Annotated in this window: 19 protein-coding genes and 1 pseudogene; 13 read left to right on the plus strand and 7 right to left on the minus strand. The window is 63.7% G+C overall.

Features of this window, described 5'->3' with window-relative positions; translation table 11 throughout:
- Nucleotides 1-38 precede the first annotated feature (38 nt).
- The 3 genes and pseudogenes from AC1Q7F_RS24050 to AC1Q7F_RS24060 form a co-directional block, all read left to right on the plus strand.
- Nucleotides 39-1,181 carry an acyl-CoA dehydrogenase family protein gene (locus tag AC1Q7F_RS24050; protein ID WP_492511075.1) on the plus strand — a complete coding sequence of 381 codons (1,143 nt, stop codon included), beginning with the start codon at nucleotides 39-41 and terminating at the stop codon, nucleotides 1,179-1,181.
- Between the two features lie 30 nt (nucleotides 1,182-1,211).
- The gene (locus tag AC1Q7F_RS24055; RefSeq protein WP_492511076.1) at nucleotides 1,212-1,937 is read left to right on the plus strand and encodes an electron transfer flavoprotein subunit beta/FixA family protein; all 726 of its coding nucleotides are present in this window, start codon (nucleotides 1,212-1,214) and stop codon (nucleotides 1,935-1,937) included.
- A 19-nt stretch (nucleotides 1,938-1,956) separates the two neighbouring features.
- Nucleotides 1,957-2,217: pseudogene (locus AC1Q7F_RS24060) on the plus strand (hypothetical protein); the annotation flags it as partial.
- Here AC1Q7F_RS24060 and AC1Q7F_RS24065 read toward each other — a convergent pair.
- Entirely contained in the window at nucleotides 2,204-2,686 is a 483-nt protein-coding gene (locus AC1Q7F_RS24065; RefSeq protein ID WP_492511077.1) for a DUF3237 family protein, read from the minus strand. The pseudogene AC1Q7F_RS24060 and the gene AC1Q7F_RS24065 overlap by 14 nt on opposite strands.
- A gap of 49 nt (nucleotides 2,687-2,735) precedes the next feature.
- Complete coding sequence (locus tag AC1Q7F_RS24070; protein ID WP_492511078.1) at nucleotides 2,736-4,400, minus strand: CocE/NonD family hydrolase; 1,665 nt, start codon at nucleotides 4,398-4,400, stop codon at nucleotides 2,736-2,738.
- A 156-nt stretch (nucleotides 4,401-4,556) separates the two neighbouring features.
- Here AC1Q7F_RS24070 and AC1Q7F_RS24075 point away from each other — a divergent pair, with 156 nt between their 5' ends.
- From AC1Q7F_RS24075 to AC1Q7F_RS24100, 6 genes are all read left to right on the plus strand, one after another.
- Nucleotides 4,557-5,045, plus strand: coding sequence for a DUF3237 domain-containing protein (locus tag AC1Q7F_RS24075; RefSeq protein WP_492511079.1), 489 nt, complete (start codon nucleotides 4,557-4,559; stop codon nucleotides 5,043-5,045).
- A 21-nt stretch (nucleotides 5,046-5,066) separates the two neighbouring features.
- The gene (locus tag AC1Q7F_RS24080) at nucleotides 5,067-5,447 is read left to right on the plus strand and encodes a nuclear transport factor 2 family protein (protein ID WP_492511080.1); all 381 of its coding nucleotides are present in this window, start codon (nucleotides 5,067-5,069) and stop codon (nucleotides 5,445-5,447) included.
- Entirely contained in the window at nucleotides 5,444-5,866 is a 423-nt protein-coding gene (locus tag AC1Q7F_RS24085; RefSeq protein ID WP_492511081.1) for a nuclear transport factor 2 family protein, read from the plus strand. The genes AC1Q7F_RS24080 and AC1Q7F_RS24085 overlap by 4 nt, the downstream gene beginning before the upstream one ends.
- Nucleotides 5,867-5,969: 103 nt before the next feature.
- On the plus strand, nucleotides 5,970-7,571 hold the full coding sequence (locus AC1Q7F_RS24090) for an FAD-dependent oxidoreductase (protein WP_492511082.1): 1,602 nt from the start codon (nucleotides 5,970-5,972) through the stop codon (nucleotides 7,569-7,571).
- Between the two features lie 17 nt (nucleotides 7,572-7,588).
- Nucleotides 7,589-7,795, plus strand: coding sequence for a DUF2783 domain-containing protein (locus tag AC1Q7F_RS24095; RefSeq protein ID WP_492511083.1), 207 nt, complete (start codon nucleotides 7,589-7,591; stop codon nucleotides 7,793-7,795).
- The gene (locus AC1Q7F_RS24100) at nucleotides 7,792-8,742 is read left to right on the plus strand and encodes an MBL fold metallo-hydrolase (RefSeq protein ID WP_492511084.1); all 951 of its coding nucleotides are present in this window, start codon (nucleotides 7,792-7,794) and stop codon (nucleotides 8,740-8,742) included. Before AC1Q7F_RS24095 ends, AC1Q7F_RS24100 begins: the two co-directional genes overlap by 4 nt.
- Nucleotides 8,743-8,756: 14 nt before the next feature.
- Here AC1Q7F_RS24100 and AC1Q7F_RS24105 read toward each other — a convergent pair whose 3' ends face one another.
- Nucleotides 8,757-9,572, minus strand: coding sequence for a helix-turn-helix transcriptional regulator (locus AC1Q7F_RS24105; protein ID WP_492511085.1), 816 nt, complete (start codon nucleotides 9,570-9,572; stop codon nucleotides 8,757-8,759).
- Between the two features lie 56 nt (nucleotides 9,573-9,628).
- Between AC1Q7F_RS24105 and AC1Q7F_RS24110 the strand changes: the two genes are divergently transcribed.
- Both AC1Q7F_RS24110 and AC1Q7F_RS24115 read left to right on the plus strand, forming a co-directional pair.
- Complete coding sequence (locus AC1Q7F_RS24110) at nucleotides 9,629-10,747, plus strand: alpha/beta hydrolase family protein (RefSeq protein WP_492511086.1); 1,119 nt, start codon at nucleotides 9,629-9,631, stop codon at nucleotides 10,745-10,747.
- Nucleotides 10,748-10,762: 15 nt separating this feature from the next.
- Complete coding sequence (locus AC1Q7F_RS24115) at nucleotides 10,763-11,326, plus strand: VOC family protein (protein WP_492511087.1); 564 nt, start codon at nucleotides 10,763-10,765, stop codon at nucleotides 11,324-11,326.
- Here AC1Q7F_RS24115 and AC1Q7F_RS24120 read toward each other — a convergent pair.
- From AC1Q7F_RS24120 to AC1Q7F_RS24130, 3 genes are all read right to left on the minus strand, one after another.
- Nucleotides 11,267-12,136, minus strand: coding sequence for an alpha/beta hydrolase (locus AC1Q7F_RS24120; protein WP_492511088.1), 870 nt, complete (start codon nucleotides 12,134-12,136; stop codon nucleotides 11,267-11,269). The two genes, AC1Q7F_RS24115 and AC1Q7F_RS24120, sit on opposite strands and share 60 nt — an antisense overlap.
- Entirely contained in the window at nucleotides 12,136-12,690 is a 555-nt protein-coding gene (locus AC1Q7F_RS24125; RefSeq protein WP_492511089.1) for a nuclear transport factor 2 family protein, read from the minus strand. The genes AC1Q7F_RS24120 and AC1Q7F_RS24125 overlap by 1 nt, the downstream gene beginning before the upstream one ends.
- Before the next feature lie 145 nt (nucleotides 12,691-12,835).
- Nucleotides 12,836-13,393, minus strand: coding sequence for a MarR family winged helix-turn-helix transcriptional regulator (locus tag AC1Q7F_RS24130; protein WP_492511090.1), 558 nt, complete (start codon nucleotides 13,391-13,393; stop codon nucleotides 12,836-12,838).
- 299 nt (nucleotides 13,394-13,692) lie between these two features.
- Here AC1Q7F_RS24130 and AC1Q7F_RS24135 point away from each other — a divergent pair, with 299 nt between their 5' ends.
- A complete protein-coding gene (locus tag AC1Q7F_RS24135) occupies nucleotides 13,693-15,039 on the plus strand; it encodes an MFS transporter (RefSeq protein ID WP_492511091.1) in 1,347 nt (448 codons plus the stop codon).
- A gap of 45 nt (nucleotides 15,040-15,084) precedes the next feature.
- Here AC1Q7F_RS24135 and AC1Q7F_RS24140 read toward each other — a convergent pair whose 3' ends face one another.
- Entirely contained in the window at nucleotides 15,085-16,506 is a 1,422-nt protein-coding gene (locus AC1Q7F_RS24140) for a carotenoid oxygenase family protein (protein ID WP_492511092.1), read from the minus strand.
- 572 nt (nucleotides 16,507-17,078) lie between these two features.
- Between AC1Q7F_RS24140 and AC1Q7F_RS24145 the strand changes: the two genes are divergently transcribed.
- A complete protein-coding gene (locus tag AC1Q7F_RS24145; RefSeq protein ID WP_492511093.1) occupies nucleotides 17,079-19,955 on the plus strand; it encodes a TonB-dependent receptor in 2,877 nt (958 codons plus the stop codon).
- Nucleotide 19,956: the final 1 nt, after the last annotated feature.

Raw genomic sequence — 19,956 nt, forward strand, 5'->3', positions numbered from 1 at the left:
GCATTGAAGCCGGCGCTTGAACGGGATGGACCAGGAAGATGCTGCATGTCGAAGGCCGGACGACGGGAGATGAATCGCTGGATATGTTCCGCGACCAGTTCCGTCGTTTCCTTGATCGGGAATTCACGCCCCATCTGGCGCGCTGGGAAGAACAGGGGATCGTTGATCGTTCCTTCTGGCGCAAGATGGGTGACGGCGGATATCTCTGTCCCAGCGTGCCAGAGGAATATGGCGGTCTGGGCCTGGATTTCCGCTATAACGCCGTTCTCAATGAGGAATTGAGCTACGCCGGGTCCACCGATACGGTAACATTGCAGTCCGACATCACCATCGGCTACATGCAGAACCATGGAAGCGAGGAGCAGAAGCGTTACTGGCTTCCGCGCATGGTTTCCGGCGAAACCATTGTCGCCATTGCCATGACGGAGCCAGGGGCGGGTTCCGACCTGCAGGGTGTGCGCACATCGGCCATCCGCGAAGGTGACGATTATATCGTCAACGGTTCCAAGACCTACATCACCAATGGCCAGAATGCCGATCTGGTGATTGTCGTCGCCAAGACCAACCCGCAGGAAGGGGCCAAGGGTACCAGCCTGATCCTGGTGGAGGCGGACCGCCCCGGCTTCGCGCGCGGGCGCAATCTGGACAAGATCGGGCAATTCTCCTCGGACACCAGTGAACTGTTCTTTGCTGATGTGCGGGTGCCGACCAGCAATGTCCTGGGGCCGGTCAACCGGGGCTTTGCCGTGCTGATGGATGAACTGGTACAGGAACGCCTGTCCATTTCCATCAGTGCGCAAGCCGCCGCCCAGCGGGCTTTCGACGAAGCGGTCCGCTATACCAAGGATCGTGTGGCCTTCGGCCAGAAGGTCTTCACCTTTCAGAACACCCGCTTCACCCTGGCCGATCTGGCGGCAAAACTGCAAGTCGGCTGGGCCCATCTGGACTGGGCGATCCAGCGCCATGTCGCCGGAAAATTGACAGCGGCCGAGGCGTCGGCGTCCAAGCTGTGGCACACGGAGACCCAGTGGGAAATCATGGATGCCGCCTTGCAGCTTCATGGCGGGGCCGGCTACATGAATGAATATGCCATCGCCAAATTGTGGCGGGATGCCCGCGTGCGCAGGATTTACGGCGGTTCGTCGGAGATCATGAAGGAACTGGTCAGTCGCAGCCTTTGACGTCGCGCGTTCCGCCGGGAGATGGAGCGAATGAAAGTCCTAGCCGCCGTGAAGCGTGTCCTTGACTACAATGTCAAGATCCGCGTGAAGCCCGACGCGAGCGGTGTCGAGCTTGCGAATGTGAAGATGTCGATGAACCCGTTTGACGAGATCGCGGTTGAAGAGGCGGTCCGGTTGAAGGAAGCGGGCAAGGCTTCGGAGATCGTGGTGGTGTCGATCGGGCCGGTGGCGGCGCAGGAGACGATCCGGACGGCGCTGGCCATGGGTGGCGACCGCGGCATCCTGGTGCAGACCGATGCCGAGGTGCAGCCGCTGGCGGTGGCCAAGGAAGCGCCGGATCTGGTGATCCTGGGCAAGCAGGCCATTGATGATGACAGCAACCAGACGGGCCAGGCGCTGGCCGCCTTGCTGGGCTGGGGCCAGGGGACGTTCGCGTCCAAGGTCGCACCGGGCGATGGCAAGGTTGCCGTGACGCGCGAGATCGATGGCGGCCTGGAGACGGTGGAACTGCGGCTGCCGGCCGTGGTGACCACCGATTTGCGCCTGAACGAGCCGCGCTACGCCTCGCTGCCCAACATCATGAAGGCCAAGAAGAAGCCGATCGAGATGGTGGAGCCGGGTGCCCTGGGCGTGGACATCGCGCCGCGCCTGACCACCGTGAAGGTGGTGGAGCCGCCCAAGCGCAAGGGTGGCGTCAAGGTCGCCTCTGTCGCCGAGCTGGTATCCAAGCTGCGCGACGAAGCCCGCGTCATCTGATCGCCTTCTTCAAAGGATAAGCCACCACCAGTTCGATCAGCACCTGATTACCTTCGTGGCTGCATACAATTTCGCCCGCCGGCTCAAGACGCTCCGCGGACTGACGCCATGGGAATTTATCTGCAAATCATGGACGAACGAACCCGAGCGGTCCAGGATGAACCCGCACCATCCCTCCACGGAACTGAACAACCAACCCATCCCATGCTTTTGCCCCCTTGAGGAAACCTACCATGTCGGTCGAGGCTTGGGATGGATCGGCTATGCTATAAAAGTTTGAAGTAATGGATACGGTTGGCGCCGGGGATTTTCTCCGCTATCCCCACGAAGACGTGCTTCGCGAGCCAATCATGGGGGCCTGCAGGTACGTCGAATTTTGGGGAGACGCGCATATAATATTCTGACGGGTCCACCGGCTCATTACGGGATAGCCGTTCCGCGACCTCCGGCGTGTAGGCCCATCGATAACCCCGGTTCTGGAGATAGATGACGGTGCCGTCATCCAGTTCCAGCAGATAGCGGGCATCGAAATCGATCACACCGTCGGGGCGCAGCAGCGGCCAGTCCCCGCCGCTCATCGGCACAACGCGTCCCTTGATGCCCGGCCCTTCCACGGTGCCGTCGGCAGCATAGATGGCCGCACGCGTCGCCCCCATCGTCGTTGGGCGCAGCCAATGGGGCTTCGTCAGCGTGATCCCGATGGAAAAGGCGAATTCAAAACGCGGGGCGAAAGGATGCGTTTCGGTCATGGTGTTTCCTTATCAAACAGAAGCGTCGCAGGCAGGGTGGCAGAAGCATTCAATCAGCGGGAATAAGGGGCACCAGCAGGTGTGAATCATAGACGCCCCCCGTCTTCACGACATGCTGTCCGCGATTGCGCAAATCCTCATGTCGCGCGAAGGCCAGCCCGTAGCGATCCTGGTCATAGATATCGCGCCCCTGCACCGTCAGGCGCAGCCCCTCATCCGCCGCGAAGCGCACAGATGTCGGCCAGATCTCGATCTCCACCGGAACCGGCGTTCCCTCCGGCAGAGGCACCTCCCGGTCGTGACGGTGAAGAGGCTGCCAGGGGGTGGACCTGTCCATGTCCAGTTCCCGATGGGAAGCGCGCAGCCAGCCCAGCGCCAGCGGCCCGTCATCGTAAAGCGCATAGAAGGTGAAGGGCACCCGGTCACCCGAGCGGCCGATCTTGTCCAGTCCCACGAACAGATCCATATCGTCGGCCCCGTCCGCCTGTATCCACAGGCGTAGCTTGAAATGGCCGGTCAGCTCCGTTTCCCTGTCGAACACGATATCGAAGGTCGTGCGCCCAGTCACGGCGTCGTACCGCGTTTCCGCCTCCCGTGCCACGGGGGACGGGTCAAGCGTGCCATCGGCCGCGTTCAGATAAAGCGGCTGATAGCGGGTGCGCGCCAGCGGCCATGCCGCCTCGTCCCGAAACGCCCCATCGCTGCCGGCCTCGCGCACCTGGATGCATACGGGCGGCCATTGCAGGACGCCGGCATCCTGCCCCTTCAGGAACTGGTCGAAGAAGCGGCGCTGCAACGCGACATTTTCCGGCATGTAATAATGCCGCCATTTCTTCTGGCCATGCACCAGCAGCCATTTCCGGTCCGACGCGATCCGTTTATAGGCCTCAAGCGTGCCACGCGTGTGCAAGCCGTGATCGGACCAGCTGGCCACGATGAAGGTGGGCAGGTCGATCGCCTCCAGGTCCAGTTCCTTGCTCTGCCAATAGGCATCGATCAGGGGATGGGCCTTCACATTGCCGGCCGTATCCTCGGTGCGTGTTGTGGACCAGTTCAGGCTCATCGTCGCGCGATCGACAAAGTTGGTCTCGCGGATGCCGCCATGGCAGGCGAATTCCCGGTACCAGTCTGAAAACCCTTCCCACGGGTTCAACGCGGCCAGATGCGGCGGCTTCAGCGGTGCCACCAGATACTGGATGCAGGCGAGGTAGGAGACACCCGTCATCCCGACCTTGCCATTGCACCAGGGCTGAACGCCCAGCCATTCGATCAGGTCGTAACAATCCTCCCCCTCACCAATGCCGTTATGGCGAAGCTCCCCTTCGGAAAGCCAGGCGCCGCGCGGGTCGGGATAGCAGATGGTATAGCCATGGCGGCACCAATAGGCGGGGTCCGGTGCCTCGAATGCCGTGTGACGGGAGTTCCAGCCCTCCTCGATCCCTGCCGGCGGCCAGAGATTGGCGGATTTGCTGTGCTTGCCATAGGGGCTCCAGGCCAGAAGCACGGGCAAATCCCGTTCGCCGGCCGGCCCCTCCGGGCGGTAGAGATCGACATAAATGGTCACGCCGTCGCGCATCCTGACCGGCAGGTTGCGTTCAAAGACCAGCCCATCCTCCACGATCCGCGCATAATCCTTTGGCGGCAACGGTGGCTTATAGGGGTTCGTCGCCGGGTCCCGGCCCGGTATCATCTTCAATTCGAAACTATCGGGCATGCCCGTCTCCGTCCCATGTTTTCCGGCCCTATCCGCGCCCATCTCGTCGCGCGGCCGATCATTCATTGATTAATCATCATAATTGAAAATCACCCCCTTGCAAGGGTGGATCGATGATAATATTGATTTCTCAATGAATGACGGGAGGACATGACCATGACGGACGATCATCCGCTGGCCTTGCGGCACGAGCATGTGTTCGACATCCGCATCAATTTCGATCGCCGCTGGATGACGGGGGCGATCCATCCGGGCGGGCCGAACCATGGCTACACCTCGGTCGGGGAGGGATGCACGGTCAGCGGTCCGCGCCTGAACGGCAAGCTGGTGGATCACAGCGGCGCCGATTGGCCCGTGGTCCGCACCGACGGCGTGGTCGAACTGAACGCGCATTACATGATCCAGGCCGATGACGGGGCGCTGATCTATATCCGCAACCTGGGTTATGTGCATGGCCCCCTGCAACGGCCGGGTTACAAGCCGCTGACGTCCTATTTCCGCTGCACACCTTATTTCCGCGCACCGGACGGGCCACATGAATGGCTGAACCGAACCGTGATCGTGGGTGTGGGCCAGCGCCGGCCGAAAGTGACACCGGAGGATGATCCCGACCATTCGCTGTTTCGTTATTACGCGGTGCTGTGACCGGCGGGCGGAGCCGCAGCCATGACCGATATCAGCCAGCGCCAGCGGTTCGACCTCTATATCGACGCCCTGAACCGTGACGACCTGCCGGGCGTGGCGGCCTTCTACGCGCCGGCGCTGCACATGACCGACGATCAGATGGATTTACGGTCGGCCGACGCGGCGCTGGCATTCCATCGCCGCGTCGCGTTGCGGCTGGAAATCCTGAACTATGTCGACCGTCCGGGCCGGATCGCGGCGGAACTCCGGTGGACCCTGCGGGCGCGGGAGGATGCGCCCGATCATCCCGCAGGCCCCCTGGCAAAGGGAGAGAAACGGGGCTGGGTCAGTTTCACGATCATCGACATGACCGACGGCCGCTTCGCGCGCATCCGGTCGGCCCCGTACAAGGCCAGCCCATGACATTGCCCGACGCCACCACCGCCTTCGCCCGCTATATCGCCGCCTTCAATGATGGCGATTTCGAAACCGCCTGTTCCTACTATGCCGAAGACATTCGCCTGACCATCGGCAATGGCCGTGAACTGCGCGGCCGTGCCGAAATCGTCAGCTTCTATACCGGTGTGCGCAGTGTCACCCGGCGCACCATCACGGTGCTGGATTGTTTCGCCAGTGAGACCCTGCTGGCCGCCGAACTGGAATCCGAATTCCTGGCGGTTACCGATGTGCCGGACTTCACCTCTGGCCCGATGCGTCAGGGCGACCGGATGTATATCAACAGCTTCGCCTTCTACAACATCGATAACGGCCGGTTCAGCCGTATCCGCGCCACCGTTTTCAAGCGGGTCTGGAAGCGGCGCGACGATCCTGCCCACAGCTGACATCAACGTCCCCTATAAGGGGGACAGATGTTTTTCTTCCCCATCCGCATAGTTGGCCTATCGAACCGGGGAAACACCCGGCGCCAAAATCGGGAGGGGGGACGTGACCGGATTGTCACCCACGGGCTATGACCTGCCCGTCTATGCGTATATGCGGCCGCCGGAATTGTCGGGAAGTGCGGGGCACCGGTATCCGGTGGCCATCGTCGGCGCCGGTCTGGCTGGGCTGACCTTGGCCTGCGACCTGGCCAGCCGGGGCATTGCCGCCGTGGTCCTTGACGAGGATGACACGGTGGGCGTGCGCGGTGCCTCCAGCCGGGGCATCTGCTACGCCCAGAAAAGCCTGGAGATTTTCGACCGGCTGGGCATCTATCCGCGTATCCGTGACAAGGGCGTCACCTGGTCTGTCGGCAAGGTGCTGCGCGGCCAGGACGCGCTCTACCGGTTCGATCTGGCCGAGGGCAGCCGGTCGGCCCAACCGCCCTTCATCAATATCCAGCAATTCTATGTCGAATGGTTCCTGGTCGACCGTATCCGGGAACTGGGCCGCACAGACTTGCGCTGGAAGAACCGCGTGACCGGCATCCGCCAGGATGAAGATGGCGCCGTCCTGAGTGTGGAAACGCCCGACGGTGCCTACAGCCTGCATGCCGATTGGGTGATCGATGCCTCGGGCCATGCGAGCACGGTCCGGCAGTCCCTGGGCCTGCCGACGCGGGGGGAATTAGGGGAGGATCGCTGGTGCATCTCCGACGTGCGCTTCCATAAAGATCTGCCGGTTGAGCGCTGGACCTGGGTGGAGGCGCCGTTCAATGAGAACCGGGCCGTCTGGCAGCATCTGATGGCCGATGGCGTCTGGCGCATGGACTACCAGATGCTGCCCAACACCGACCCGCAGCAGGCCAGCCGGCCGGAGGTGGCGGCAGCAAGGCTGCGTGACCAGTTGGGCCCGGATGTGGAATTCGATCTGGTCTGGGTCGGCGCCTATGCCTACCGCACCCAGTTGATGGATGATTTCCGGCAGGGGCGGGTATTCTTCATCGGCGATGCCGCCCATGTGAAAAGCCCGTTCGGCGCGCGCGGCGGCAATAGCGGCATTCAGGATGCCGAGAATCTGGCCTGGAAGCTGACCCTGGTCCTGAACGGTCAGGCGCCGGAGACGCTGCTGGACAGCTACAATGCCGAACGCCGCCCGGCGGCGGTGGAGAATATCGCCGTCACCCGCCGGTCCGGTCGCTTCCTGGCCCCGCGCACGGAGGTCGAGCGGATGTTCCGCACGGCCGTGATGGATCTGGCGGTCGATCATCCTTTTGCCCGCCTGCTGCTGAATACGGGCCGCATGTGCGTGCCCCACCCTTATGCACGGTCGCCCCTGACCACGGGTGAGGCGGGACAGGCCCTGCCCAATCTGGCCCTGGGCAGCCGCTCCCTGGGGGCCATGCTGCGCGGGGAGGGAGCCGGGTTCCTGGCCCTCTGGTGTCCGCGTGATGGGGAGGATGGGCTGGGCCGTGCCCTGTCCCACCTGTCCCATGAGGGCTGGCCCCTGCATGTCCAGGGTGTCAGCGGCGATGAACGGCAGACCCTGCAGATGGCACCGGGTGAGGTTCTGCTGATCCGCCCCGATCTGCACCTCGCCGCCCGCCTGCCGGATGCGACTGTGGAACAGGTTCGCGGCGCCCTGGCGCGTGCCACCAGCCGCACCTGATGCAGGGAGGAAACAAGATGCGGACCACGCCCCATATTCCCGACCCCGACGCCTTTTATGAGGCGCTGCTGGATACGCATGCCGGGCTGTCGGCGGCGGAAAGCCACGCGCTGAACGCGCGGCTGGTGCTGCTGCTGGCCAATCAGATCGGCGACCAGGGTGTCCTGCTCTCCTGCCTTGCAACGGCGCGGGATACCGCTGCCCACCGGAGGAACGATCCGTGACCCAGTCCTTTGCGTCCGCCGCCGACAATGCGCAGCAGACCCCGCAACTGGTCGAACTGGCCAGCGGCGTCTATGGCTATATCAGCGATTTCGACCCGAATTGCGGCTTTGTCGTCGGTCCGGACTATGTCGTGGCCATCGATACCCGCGCGACACCCGCCCTGGCGCGGGAGATGCTGGCCGCCATTCGCAGCGTGACCGACAAGCCGGTGCGCTATGTGTTCCTGTCCCATTACCACGCGGTGCGGGTGATGGGGGCGTCGGCCTTCGATGGTGCGGCCCTGATTGCCAGCCAGGCGACGCTGGATTTGATCCGCGAACGCGGGCCGGATGATTTCGAGTCCGAAGTACGTCGTTTCCCGCGCCTGTTCCGGGGCGTGGAGGAAATCCCCGGCCTGACCTGGCCCGATCTGGTTTTCGACCAGGGGCTGACTTTGCGTCTGGGTGACCGCGACCTGCATTTCCGGCATCTGGGGCGCGGCCATACGGCGGGGGATTCCATCTGCTGGATACCGGATTGCGGGGTGCTGTTCTCCGGCGATCTGGTGGAAAACCGCTGTGGCGTCTATGCCGGCGATGGCTATGTCGCCGACTGGATCGACACGCTGGCCCGCCTGCGCGACCTGCCGGCCACCACCATGGTTCCGGGCCGGGGGGGCGCCCTGCGGTCGCGCGAGGCGGTGGAGGATGCCATCGCGGCCACCCAGGGCTTCCTCACCATTCTGCGCGATGTGGTCGCCAATGCCCATGCGCGGGGGGCAGATCTGAAAGCCTGTTTCCAGTCGGCAGAAAAGGTCATGACCCCGCTTTATGGCGACTGGCCGGTCTTTGCCCATGTGCTGCCCTTCGATGTGGCGCGCATGCTGGAACAGTTGCAGGGCGGGGAGCATCCCACACCCTGGACCGCCGAGCGGGATCAGGCCCTATGGGCCCTGCTGCGGGGCTGATGGTGATGCCGGTATCATACAGGGCGCATCAGACGTGGCAGATTGCGCAGGCAGAGCGCGAACAGTTCCGCCTGCGACGCGATGCCCAGCTTCTGATAGGCACGCTTGCGCAGGGTGATCACCGTCGACGGGCGCACGCCCAGGTCGGCGGCGATGCCGTCCGTCTGGTACCCCAGCACGATCCGGCAGCAGACGGCCAGCTCCCGCGTGCTCAAGGTTTCGTCGGCCAGTTCGACCAGCCTTTCGACGAAGGGCAGGGTCCGCCCGGCATTGATGTCCGACTGCACGATGTAATGGGCGCAATGTTGGCGCACGATGCTGGTCAGCAGCGGCGTGATGGCGGACAGCAGATCGACTTCTCCGTCGGTGAACGTGCCGGCACGCAGCGAGCGGTAGAAATTCAGGTAGAAGGCCATGTCCGAGGTGCGCCAGATATAGGACACCTTATCGACGATGCCGACGGTCGTATAGAAACGGCGCAGATAATCCTGCATCGCCACACGGGCCGGGTCATGCCGGCGGAAGATGACCTTGCGGCTGCTGGATATGCGCGACAGCTCTTCGAAATTCGGGTCGAACGCGTGCAGACCGGCAACATAGTCGCGGCCCAGCGACTGTACCGTCGCCCGGTCCTGCAGGCTGGACCCCCCCACCTGTTTCAGCCCCGCCGCCTGCGAGTAGCAGAGGATGGTGCAATGGTCGACGGGGATCAGCCTTGCCACGGCGGCCAGCAGCGCATCGTCGAAGCGCGGCCGGCCGATGGCGGCCACCGCATCGGACAGGGCGCAGAGCCTGACCGTCAGGTTGTCCGGGGGGCCGGGCGCCGTCATCGCCGGGCCTCCCGGTGCGGCAGAACCATAGAACGATAAAGCCAGAGGGGGAGACGATGACACTGGAACTGGTGGTGATCGATGTGCGGCCGGGTGCCGCCATGGAAAGCCAGTCGGGGCTGCAGATGCTGCGGCCCCGCATCTATGGCGCCTTCGCCCGGCCGCCGGGTGCGCGCACCGCCGCCCTGATCATGCATCCGACCAGCAATTTCATGGGCCATTACCTGCTGGCCCCGCTGGCGGCGCGCGGCATCGCGACCCTGGCGCTCAACTCTCGCTATATGGGCAATGACGCGGTGCTGCTGCTGGAACAGGTAATCCAGGACATGGGGGCCGGTGTGACCTGGCTGCGCCGGCAGGGGTTCGATCGGGTGGTCCTGATCGGCAATTCCGGCGGGGCGGCCCTGTCCGCCTTTTATCAGGCGCAGGCAGAGAAGCTGACCATCACCGATACGCCGGCCGGCGACCCGGTCGATCTGCGGCCCGACGATCTTCCGCCGGCAAACGGGATCGTGCTGGCCGCCGCGCATCTGGGCCGGTCGCGGCTGATGGATACCTGGATCGATCCCGCCGTGGTGGATGAACATGATCCCATGCCGTCCTGCGCGCAACTGGACATGTTCAACCCGGACAATGGCCCGCCCTACAGCGCCGCCTTTCTGGAGCGCTACCGCACGGCCCAGCGCGCCCGCAATGCCGGGATCGAGGCCTGGGCCCGGGACCGGTTGAGCCAGTTGCGGGCGCGCGCCGACGGCATGCGGGACGAGGCCTTCGTCATCCACCGCACCCTGGCCGATCCGCGCTGCCTGGACCCGTCCATCGACCCCAATGACCGTATCCCCGGCACGACCGTCTGGGGTCCGCCGCAGGCCCAGAACTACGCCGCCAACAGTATGGGGCGCTATACCTCGCTGACCGGATATCTCAGCCAATGGTCGCCCAGCAGCCGGGGCGACGGCCCCGCCAACCTGGCGCGGACCCGCGTGCCCGTGCTGCTGCTGGACTATACCGCCGACCCGTCGGTCTTCCCGTCCGACAATGCCGCCTGGGCCGAGGCCGCGAAGGGCCGGGTGGAGCGTCACGCCATCAAGGGCGGCAACCATTATCTCAGCGGCCAGCCGCATCTGGTGGATGCGGTCGCCGACCATATCGCCGGCTGGTGCGACCGGCTTTGACCCAGGAGACAGCGCATGCAGCCCCCCGTTCCCATCCAGGGCCTTCACCATTTCGCCTGGCGCTGCCGCGATGCGGAGGAGACACGGCATTTCTATGAGGATCTGCTGGGCCTGCCGCTGGTGCATATCGTGCGCAGCGACCATGTGCCCAGCACGGGCGAATATTGCCCCTATGTCCATATCTTCTTCCAGATGCGCGACGGCTCCTATATCGCCTTCTTCGATCTGGGGGATGATGTGGCGGCGGCACCGTCGCCCAACACCCCGGCCTGGGTCAATCATATTGCGCTCCGCGTCGGTTCGGTGGCCGAAGTCGGACAGGCCATGGCTCGCCTGAAGGCGGCGGGGGTGGAGGTCATCGGCATCACCGACCATCACATCATCCAATCCCTCTATTTCTTCGATCCCAACGGCCTGCGTGTCGAGCTGACGGCGCAGAGCGTGTCGGACGAGTACATGCAGGATGCGGCCAAAACTGCGCATGGTGAACTGGCCCGCTGGGTGGCCGAGAAGGCGACGCTACCCCGTCGCCCGTGCCACGAAGCGGGCCAGGATGGGGCCCAGCGTGTCGACGGATGAATGGATTTGGTGGACGGGGCTGATATGGTTGTGCCCCTCCAGCCAGTGGAAATCCGGCCACCTGCCCGTAACGGCCACCCGCCGGAAGACCAGCAGCGCCGCCTGACGCTGGAAATCGACCGGGTCATTCTCCGCCACGGTGAACAGGCAGGGCACGCCGGTGGTGGCCAGCCCGTCGATGCTGGATTGCGCCGCGAACCGGGTCGAGTCCGTGCCGAAATAGGCATCCTGATAGGGGTTGCGGGCGGCACTGGGCACCTCATACAGGCCCGACAGCAGAATGGCCCCGGCGATGGACCGGGCGGCCTGATCCGCGAAGCCCTGCCCGCCGACATAGGAGGCGACATGGACCGCCCCCGCCGATTGTCCCATCAGCACGATGCGTCCGGGATCGCCGCCATGGTTCGCAGCCTCCAGCTTCAGCCAGTCCACCAGCCGCGCCACATCCTGCGCCCCCGCCGGCCAGGGATGGGCGGGGGCCAGCCGGTAGGTGGCGGTGACGCCCAGCCAGCCCTGCGCCGCCGCCCAGGCGCCGACATTGTTGTAGAAAGGCGCACCGGGCGACCCCTTGTCCCCGCCGATAAATCCGCCGCCATGCAGGAAAACCAGGACCGGGCGCTTTGCATTGCCACCGCCGCCGAACAGGTCCAGCCGGTGACGCGGGTCCGGCCCATAGGACAGGTCGCGTTGAACCAGGGCTTCATCGACAGGGGGCTGCATCGGGGCGAACAGCGCCATGGAGCCCTGGATTTGTGCCACCGAAAACTCTGTGCCCAGGGCGCGGATGCGGTCACGGAAGGAGTTTTGCATCACCAGGGGTCCTGCGACTGCACGCTGAACGGCCGGCAATCGACGGGCTCTGGCGTGTTGAGCGGACGCGGCACCATCGTCCGTTCGCCCTTCCAGGGCACCTGATCCGCCTTTGTCCAGGCATTGACATGCAGGCGATGGAACTTCCAGCGGCCATGACGTTTGACCAGCCGGTCATCACGCGTACCGATACCGAAGACAAAATTGGTGCCGTAATCGGCATTGAACTGGATGATCTGGAAGAAACAGCGAACACGCGCCCCTTCCGGACGCGGGTCCATGATGAAATGGTTGAACAGGTGCTGCCGGCCGAACCACCAGTGCTGCCGGTCATACCAGAGGCCGCGCAGGTGGGCGCGGATCGCGTCGCGCCCCTGCGCCTTGCCCTGCCAGAGATGGTCGAACTCCCCATCCTCGGCAAAGGTATCCAGCACCTGCTCCTCGTCGGCCAGATCCAGGCCCCAGGCATAGCGGGCAAACAGTTCGGTGATGTCGGCGCGATCCTCGGCAGGCATCATAGCCGGGACACCGCCCGGCCAGCAGACCTCGACCATCGATATCTCTCCCGGAAACGGCCCGCGCGCGCATGGGCGGCGGCGGGCGATACAGGGAGCCAGGGGTATCACCGAATCATTGATAGTTCAATGAACTTTTATATTGAGGGATCAACGATGTTTGAAATCCAACATCACCCCGCCCTTACGTCTTTACCAGATGCGCCAATCTTTCGCCGATGCGGGACAGAAGCTCGTCCAGCACCACCCGCTCCTCCGCCGACAGATCGACCAGCAGCGATTCATGGAAGGCCACGCGTTCCTTCAGCGTCGCCTTGTACAGCTTCTGCCCGGCCTTGGTCAGATAGAGGATGGGGGTGCGCAGGTCGTTGGGATTTTCCCGGCGCCGTGTATAGCCGCGCTCCTCCAGCGACCGGGCCGCACGGCTGACCTCCGCACGGTCGACCCAGGCCAGATCGGCAACCTGTCCCACGGTTCCGCCCTCGGGCATGGTGCCCAGCCGGGCCAGCACGCGCCATTCTGCATAGGTCAACTCCCCGCGTTCCGCCAGCCGCCTTATGGTCAGCCGGTCGATCACCTTGGCGATCAAGGTCACGCGGAAGGTGGAGAATTGCAGATTCTCGACATTCCACCCCGGCAGCTCAAGCTTCGCGGGGGCCGGCACCGCGTTTTCCGCGCCCGGCACCTTGCCCTCTGCCTCGCTGCTGGCCGGGCTCGCGTCCGATCTGGCCTGCCGTTTCATATGTCTTCTTTCATCCCGATCATGTGTCAGCAACGGCTGATCCGGTCCATTGTTAGTTGATCATTCAATGTTATTCCAGCGTTCTGGCGGCTTGCCACCGCTGCCGGATCGCAACGCCGACATTTTTGGGATCGATGCTCAAGGGGGCTGGCGCGGAACGGATACAGGCGATATTATTGATTCATCAAAGATCGGTCGGAACGGACGGCCCCTTGACCCGTGCGTGTACAGGCCGGCATCCCCATCATAAAATATCGCCGGATCATGTCCGGCACCCTTGAGGGAGGGAGTGGCGCTTCATGTCGGCGTTCGACGTCCAGAACTTCATCGACCAGCGCAAGATCGGCCTGCCGCAATGCCTTGTGCTGCTGCTGACCACGCTGGCCATGTTCATCGATGGTTTCGACATCTTCATGGTGGGCAAGATTGCACCCGCCATCGCCGGGGATTTCGGTACGACACCGGCCAGCATGACCATCGTCTTCGTGCTGCAGCAGACCGGGCTGGCCATTGGCGCCTTCGTGATCAGTCCGCTGTCCGACTATTACGGGCGCAAGCGGATGCTGGTCATCGCCTTCGTCATTTTCGGCCTGCTGACCACGATCACCGTCTTCTCCACCTCGCTGATGATGGTGGCCGTCCTGCGCGGCCTGTCGGGCCTGTTCCTGGCCAGCGTGGTGCCGACCACCATGGCGCTGCTGGCGGAATTCACGCCCAAGCGCTGGCGCTCGCTGTTCATCGCCATCGGTATCGCGGGCTACAGCGCCGGCAGTGCGGCCGGTGCCGCCATCGCCCTGCTGGTCCCGCATTATGGCTGGGAAAGCGGCTTCTGGCTGGGCGGGCTGATGCCGCTGGCCCTGGTGCCGGTGCTGGTGCTGTTCCTGCCGGAATCGCTGACCTACCGCGTCGGCCGTGACCCCGGCCACCCCGCCATCGCCCGCACCATCCGCTGGATGGACCGCCATCTGGTCCTGACCGGGGAGGAGCGGTTCGTGACGGCGGAGACGGGTGGCAAGAAGGTGAAGGCCCATGTCATTGATGTGTTCCGCGACGGGCGCGCCCGTACCAGCGCCATCCTGTTCGCCGCCTGTGTCCTGTCCATGGGCAATATCGCGCTGCTGGCGGCCTGGCTGCCCACCTTCTTCCAGGAAATGGGTGGCATCACGATCCAGCGTTTCGCCATCGTGTCCATGACCGGGTTCATCGGCGGCATGATCGGTACCGTGACCATCGGTTTCCTGATGGACCGGATCGGGGCGACCCGGTTGATCCCGCTTTATTATGTCGGCATAGCGGCCACCCTGATCCTCATGGGGCATGTACCGTTCGGCACTGTGGGCTTCGTGCTGCTGCTGGTCTGCTGGAGCTTCTGTCAGGCGGGCGGTCAGGCGGGGCTGAACATGCTGATGACCCAGATCTACCCCACGGCCCTGCGCAGCACGGGCCTGGGCTGGGCCGGCGGTGCCGGCCGTATCGGCGGCATCATCGCGCCGCTGTTCGGCGGGCTGGCCCTGGCATCGTCCTTCACGCTGGATGTGACGCTGGCCATGATCGCCATCCCGCCGGTTGCCGTGGCCCTGCTGGTCCTGCTGCTGAAGCCGATCCGCCGCGACGGCGCACCGGCCGCAAAGCCCGCCGTGGCGTGAGGTTTCCCGGTCTGGCGGGTATCTGCCGCCAGACCGGGCTCGCCTTCACCGGCTGCGCAGCGCCTCTCCTGGCACCCAGGTGCCATGGAAGGTGGTCCGCACCCGCATCGGCATATAGAGCCGGGCCACCGGGCCCGCCGCCACATCCTGTGCATCCAGGATCGCCAACTCGCTGAGATTGGTGTCCAGCCGGTTGACGATGACCAGCAGCCAGCCATCCCCCTCCGGCGCACCCGGATAACGGGCCACGAATTGCGGTTCATGGACGGAGGCGCCGGGACCCGGTTGCCAGCGCGTCATCTCCCCGCTGCGCAGATCGACGCGGCCGATGGCGGACGATCCGTCCGGCCCGCGCCCCACGATCAGGAAACCATGGCGGCATTCCTGTCCCTGATAACGGTCATCGGTGCGCGGCATCTCGCCCGGCGTATTGATGATCCGCCGCCGCTGGAACACGTCGCCATTGCTGGTCAGATCGAAGCTGAGGCGCGACAGGAAGGGCGGGCAGCCTTCGACATGCTGCCCATCCGGCGTGGGGAAGAACGGGAAGCAATTGCCATCATAATAGCAGGCGTCCAGATGGACGGTATCGCCCTCTTCCCAGGCATTCATCATATGGCTGAGACAGCCGGCCGGCCCGCGGAACCAGCGGATATCGTCGCGCGTGCCACCCCGCTTCACCAGGGCCACCACAACCTGTTCATCGGGATGCCACTGATAGAAGGTGCCGCCCCGCTTCAGATTTTCCACATCCGTGATCAGCGGCATGAAGGGGAAAATGGCCCAGTGCGCTGTCACCGCGAAATCATGGACCAGGGAGGCATAGGGCATCTCGAACCAGATTTCGTCCAGGATGCGGCCCTGATCATCGATATCGTAGAAGACGATGTCCCGCGTCCCGTCACCCCGCGCCTGATAGGAATAGGTCAGCAGCCGGCCGTCGTCCGGGTACCATTTCGGATGCGCCGTCAGGGAGGTGGCCCGGACCCTGCCGCCGAAATCATAGCGCCCGATCGGGTCCAGCGTGTCGCGGTCCACCTCGAACGGCAGATCATCCTCCTTCAGCACCAGAAGGCGGCCATCATGGAAGATCACATTGGTATTGGCCGTGCCGCCGCTGACACCCTTGACGGACGGGTCGTCGGTGAAGCGGTTGCGGTAGAGGCCGAACAAGGACCGGCCGGCTTTGGCTTGGGCGATATAGCGATCATTGCGGACCCAGCGGCTGCGGTAGGAGACGGCGCCATCCTTGATGCGGAACATATGGGCCATGCCCTCGCCATCGATGAAGATGTCGGTACCCAGCATGGGCGGATATTGCCGGTCGGGTCCTGCCCGGTACCAGGTGCCGTCCAGGCTGGCCGGTACCGCCCCTTCGATCAGTTCCAATGCCTCGACCGTTGATTCCAGGCGCAGCGGCTTGGCCCAACCCTGATAGGCCGGGATATCGGGAAAACGGACTTCCATTGATTTCTCTCCCTCGGCCATCCGCGGGGTCACGGGCGACCGTGATTGTGACAGCTGTCCCGTCCACCAGCCGGTGCGACAGCCCCCAGACGCGACACGACTCGCTGTCTTATTGCGATAATCATTGAATGATCAATATTATGGTCCGGCTGTCAATGCGTAAAGCGGGGGTATTCTGGCGATCGCCGGCAAAATCGACACCGCCAAACACCGCCGATCCGGTTCGAAAACGGAAAGCCGGCCTGCCGCGGCGGGAAGGTCGTGTGGATCGTGAATTCAGTAGCAGCGGATAAGCGGATCGCATACCATCAAATGCGTCCGATGGGCGGAAAGAATAAAAAAATATTCAATAAATTCAATGTAATAAATTGTCGGCATTCACGCATGTCCATCCGCACTCCGTCAGGCAACGCCAGCCGGGAGCTGGGCGGGAAACGGGTAGTGGATTCCGCCGATCTCCGCTTGCCAAAGCTCACATCATTGAGCTATCAATGATATCATTGATAAATCAACAAGCGTATGCGCCGCCGTGCCCGTAACTGTCCGGCGCAGCGCAGGGGGAGGAAATCCACATGAGGCATTCAACAGCACACCGGCTGACCGGCGCCAGCACCCTGGCTGTCCTTGCCGTTCTGGCCAATCCCGCCGCCGCACAGGAAAGTGCCGCCACACCGCCGCAGACGCTGGACGCACTTGAAGAGATCATCGTGACCGGCACGCGCCTGCCTGTCACCGGCTTCGCGACACCGACCCCGGTGACAGTGGTGGGCGAGGTGGAATTACAGCGCCAGGGCGTGTCCAATGTCGCCGACCTGTTGAACACCCTGCCTTCCTTCCGGCCGCAATCGACCCCGGCGACCGTCGGCATCTTCTCCAGCAATGCCGGTGCCAATCTGGCCGACCTGCGCGGCCTGGGTGCCCAGCGCACGCTGGTTCTGGTCAATGGCCGCCGCTTCGTCGCCAGCACCATCGCCGGCAGCGGCAATTCCCCGTCCGGTTCCGTTGACCTGAACCTGATCCCGACCGTCCTGATCGAACGAAGCGAAGTGGTCACCGGCGGTGCCTCCGCAGCCTATGGCTCCGATGCGGTTGCCGGCGTCGTCAATGTCATCCTGAATACCAGTCTGCAAGGCGTGCGCGGCAGCGTGCAGTATGGCCTGTCGCAGGAGGATGACAATCGCGAACTCTATGCCACCCTGGCCGGCGGCACCGATTTCGCCGATGGCCGCGGCCATATCGTGATCGGTGGCGAATATTCCAACAACAAGGGCATGGGCGACTGCTACAGCCGCGACTGGTGCGCCGAAAGCTACAATGCCATTTCCAACCCCACGCCGCAGACCAACGGGCTGGCGCGTCAAATCCTGCTGCCCAATGCCCGCACGGCAACGTCTTCCTTCAATGGCCTGATCACGACCGGCGTGCTGCGCGGCATTGAATTCCGCCCCGACGGCAGCTATTTCAACCATGATTACGGCACCTATTATGCCACCGGTCCCGCCTTCTCCAATGGTGGCCTGTTCCAGTCGGGTGGCAGTGCTGACCCGGTGAACGGTTTCTACAACAATTTCCCCTTGCTGGCGCCGGTCGAGCGTTATTCCGGCATGATGCATGCCAAGTATCAGGCCAGTGACAGTGTCGAACTGTTCATGGAGGCCTCCTATGGCCGGGCGAACGCGGAAACCACCGGAGCCTCGGCCCGCAATACCGGCAATATCACCATCCAGCGCGACAATGCCTATCTTCCGGCGGCCCTGCGCGCGCAACTGGTGGCGGCCAACCAGACCAGCTTCTCCTTCGGTCGCGTCTCCAACGATATCGGCCCGCCGGTGGCGGAGGTGGAGCGCGAGACCTATCGCCTCGTCTCCGGTGCCCGTGGCGATCTCAGCGACAGCTGGCAGTGGGACGCCTATTACCAGTATGGCCGCACCAATTACGAACAGGAAACCCGTAACACCCAGATCACCGACAATTTCGCCCGCGCGGTGGATGCGGTCGATCAGGGCTTGTTCCAGAACGGTGTCGCCAACGGCAATATCGTCTGCCGGTCGACCCTGACAACGCCGACCAACCCGCTGGTGGCGGGGTGCAAGCCGCTGAACCTGTTTGGTGAGGATCGCTTCTCGCCCGAGGCCGTTGCCTATGCCTATGGCACGGCCTGGCAGAAGACACACCTGATCCAGCAGGTGGCGTCGGCCAACATCTCCGGCACCGTCGCGGAGCTGCCCGCCGGCCCGGTATCCTTCGCCACGGGTGCCGAATACCGTGTGGAAAGCGTGGCCGGCAGTGCCGATCCGCTGTCATCGGCCCTGCGCTTCATCACCAGTTCCGGCCAGTCCATCGCCGGCCCCGATATCAAGGTGAAGGAAGGCTATGCCGAACTGGGCGTGCCGTTGCTGAAATCCGTCCCGTTGGCCGAAAGCCTGTCGGTCAATGGCGGCGTCCGCCTGACCGATTATTCGACCAGCGGCTCGGTGTGGAGCTGGAAGGCCGGCCTGTCCTGGGAACCCACGGATTTCCTGCGGGTGCGCGGTACCCGGTCGCGTGACATCCGGGCACCCAACTTCTTCGAACTGAACGCCCCGGCCAGCACCAGCTTCCAGTTCCTGACTGACCCGCGCACCGGCGGCAGCGCCCTGACATCCGTCGTGTTGAGCGGCAATACCAAACTGCGCCCGGAAATCGCCAAGACCTGGACGGGCGGTGCCGTCATCACCCCGATCGACGATCTGCAATTCTCCGCCGATTATTTCGATATCAGCCTGGATGGTGCCATCACCACCCTGGGCGGGCAGATCATCATCAACCGCTGCAATGCCGGTGCCGCCGATCTGTGCGCCCTGATCACCCGCAACGCGGCGGGCACCATCACCAGCGTCAACAATGCCAACCTGAACCTGAACACGCTGAAGACCCGCGGCGTCGATATCGAGGCCCGTTACAAGCTCGCGCTGGGGGAGGGGGACCTGACCCTGCGCGCCCTGGGCACCTATCTGTTCGATCTGATCACCATCGATGCCACCGGCGCCTCGGTCAACCGGGCCGGCATGAATGGCGCCCCGACGTCACAGCCGTCGGGCCTGCCGACCTTTACCGGCACGCTGAGCGCCACCTACAGCCAGGGTGATTTCAGCGGCACCCTGACATCACGCTATGTTTCGCGCGGTGTTTACAACGCGACCCTGATCGGTCCGCACCAGTCGGGTTACACCGCGACAGCAGCGAACAGCATCAGCGACAATTATGTCGGTGATTATTGGCTGTTCAACCTGAATGCCCAGTATGACCTGACCTTCAACGACACCAAGGTGCAGTTGTTCGGCATCGTCAACAATCTGTTCGACCGCGATCCGCCCAACGACCTGCCGTCCAGCTTCGGTGTGACCAACCCTGTCCTCTATGACAGCATCGGCCGCACCTTCAAGGCCGGCTTCCGCTTCTCTTTCTGAT

The organism is Niveispirillum sp. GW835-FHT14G11 (assembly GCF_058793615.1).

Excerpts from the sequence above, each read along its gene's own strand:
- AC1Q7F_RS24065 (WP_492511077.1), bottom strand. The coding sequence starts at position 2,686 with ATGACCGAAACGCATCCTTTCGCCCCGCGTTTTGAATTCGCCTTTTCC.
- AC1Q7F_RS24140 (WP_492511092.1), bottom strand. The coding sequence starts at position 16,506 with ATGGAAGTCCGTTTTCCCGATATCCCGGCCTATCAGGGTTGGGCCAAG.
- AC1Q7F_RS24055 (WP_492511076.1), top strand. The coding sequence starts at position 1,212 with ATGAAAGTCCTAGCCGCCGTGAAGCGTGTCCTTGACTACAATGTCAAG.
- AC1Q7F_RS24105 (WP_492511085.1), bottom strand. The coding sequence starts at position 9,572 with ATGACGGCGCCCGGCCCCCCGGACAACCTGACGGTCAGGCTCTGCGCC.
- AC1Q7F_RS24085 (WP_492511081.1), top strand. The coding sequence starts at position 5,444 with ATGACATTGCCCGACGCCACCACCGCCTTCGCCCGCTATATCGCCGCC.
- AC1Q7F_RS24125 (WP_492511089.1), bottom strand. The coding sequence starts at position 12,690 with ATGGTCGAGGTCTGCTGGCCGGGCGGTGTCCCGGCTATGATGCCTGCC.
- AC1Q7F_RS24075 (WP_492511079.1), top strand. The coding sequence starts at position 4,557 with ATGACGGACGATCATCCGCTGGCCTTGCGGCACGAGCATGTGTTCGAC.
- AC1Q7F_RS24145 (WP_492511093.1), top strand. The coding sequence starts at position 17,079 with ATGAGGCATTCAACAGCACACCGGCTGACCGGCGCCAGCACCCTGGCT.
- AC1Q7F_RS24120 (WP_492511088.1), bottom strand. The coding sequence starts at position 12,136 with ATGCAAAACTCCTTCCGTGACCGCATCCGCGCCCTGGGCACAGAGTTT.
- AC1Q7F_RS24135 (WP_492511091.1), top strand. The coding sequence starts at position 13,693 with ATGTCGGCGTTCGACGTCCAGAACTTCATCGACCAGCGCAAGATCGGC.
- AC1Q7F_RS24050 (WP_492511075.1), top strand. The coding sequence starts at position 39 with ATGCTGCATGTCGAAGGCCGGACGACGGGAGATGAATCGCTGGATATG.
- AC1Q7F_RS24130 (WP_492511090.1), bottom strand. The coding sequence starts at position 13,393 with ATGAAACGGCAGGCCAGATCGGACGCGAGCCCGGCCAGCAGCGAGGCA.
- AC1Q7F_RS24070 (WP_492511078.1), bottom strand. The coding sequence starts at position 4,400 with ATGCCCGATAGTTTCGAATTGAAGATGATACCGGGCCGGGACCCGGCG.
- AC1Q7F_RS24095 (WP_492511083.1), top strand. The coding sequence starts at position 7,589 with ATGCGGACCACGCCCCATATTCCCGACCCCGACGCCTTTTATGAGGCG.
- AC1Q7F_RS24110 (WP_492511086.1), top strand. The coding sequence starts at position 9,629 with ATGACACTGGAACTGGTGGTGATCGATGTGCGGCCGGGTGCCGCCATG.
- AC1Q7F_RS24115 (WP_492511087.1), top strand. The coding sequence starts at position 10,763 with ATGCAGCCCCCCGTTCCCATCCAGGGCCTTCACCATTTCGCCTGGCGC.
- AC1Q7F_RS24080 (WP_492511080.1), top strand. The coding sequence starts at position 5,067 with ATGACCGATATCAGCCAGCGCCAGCGGTTCGACCTCTATATCGACGCC.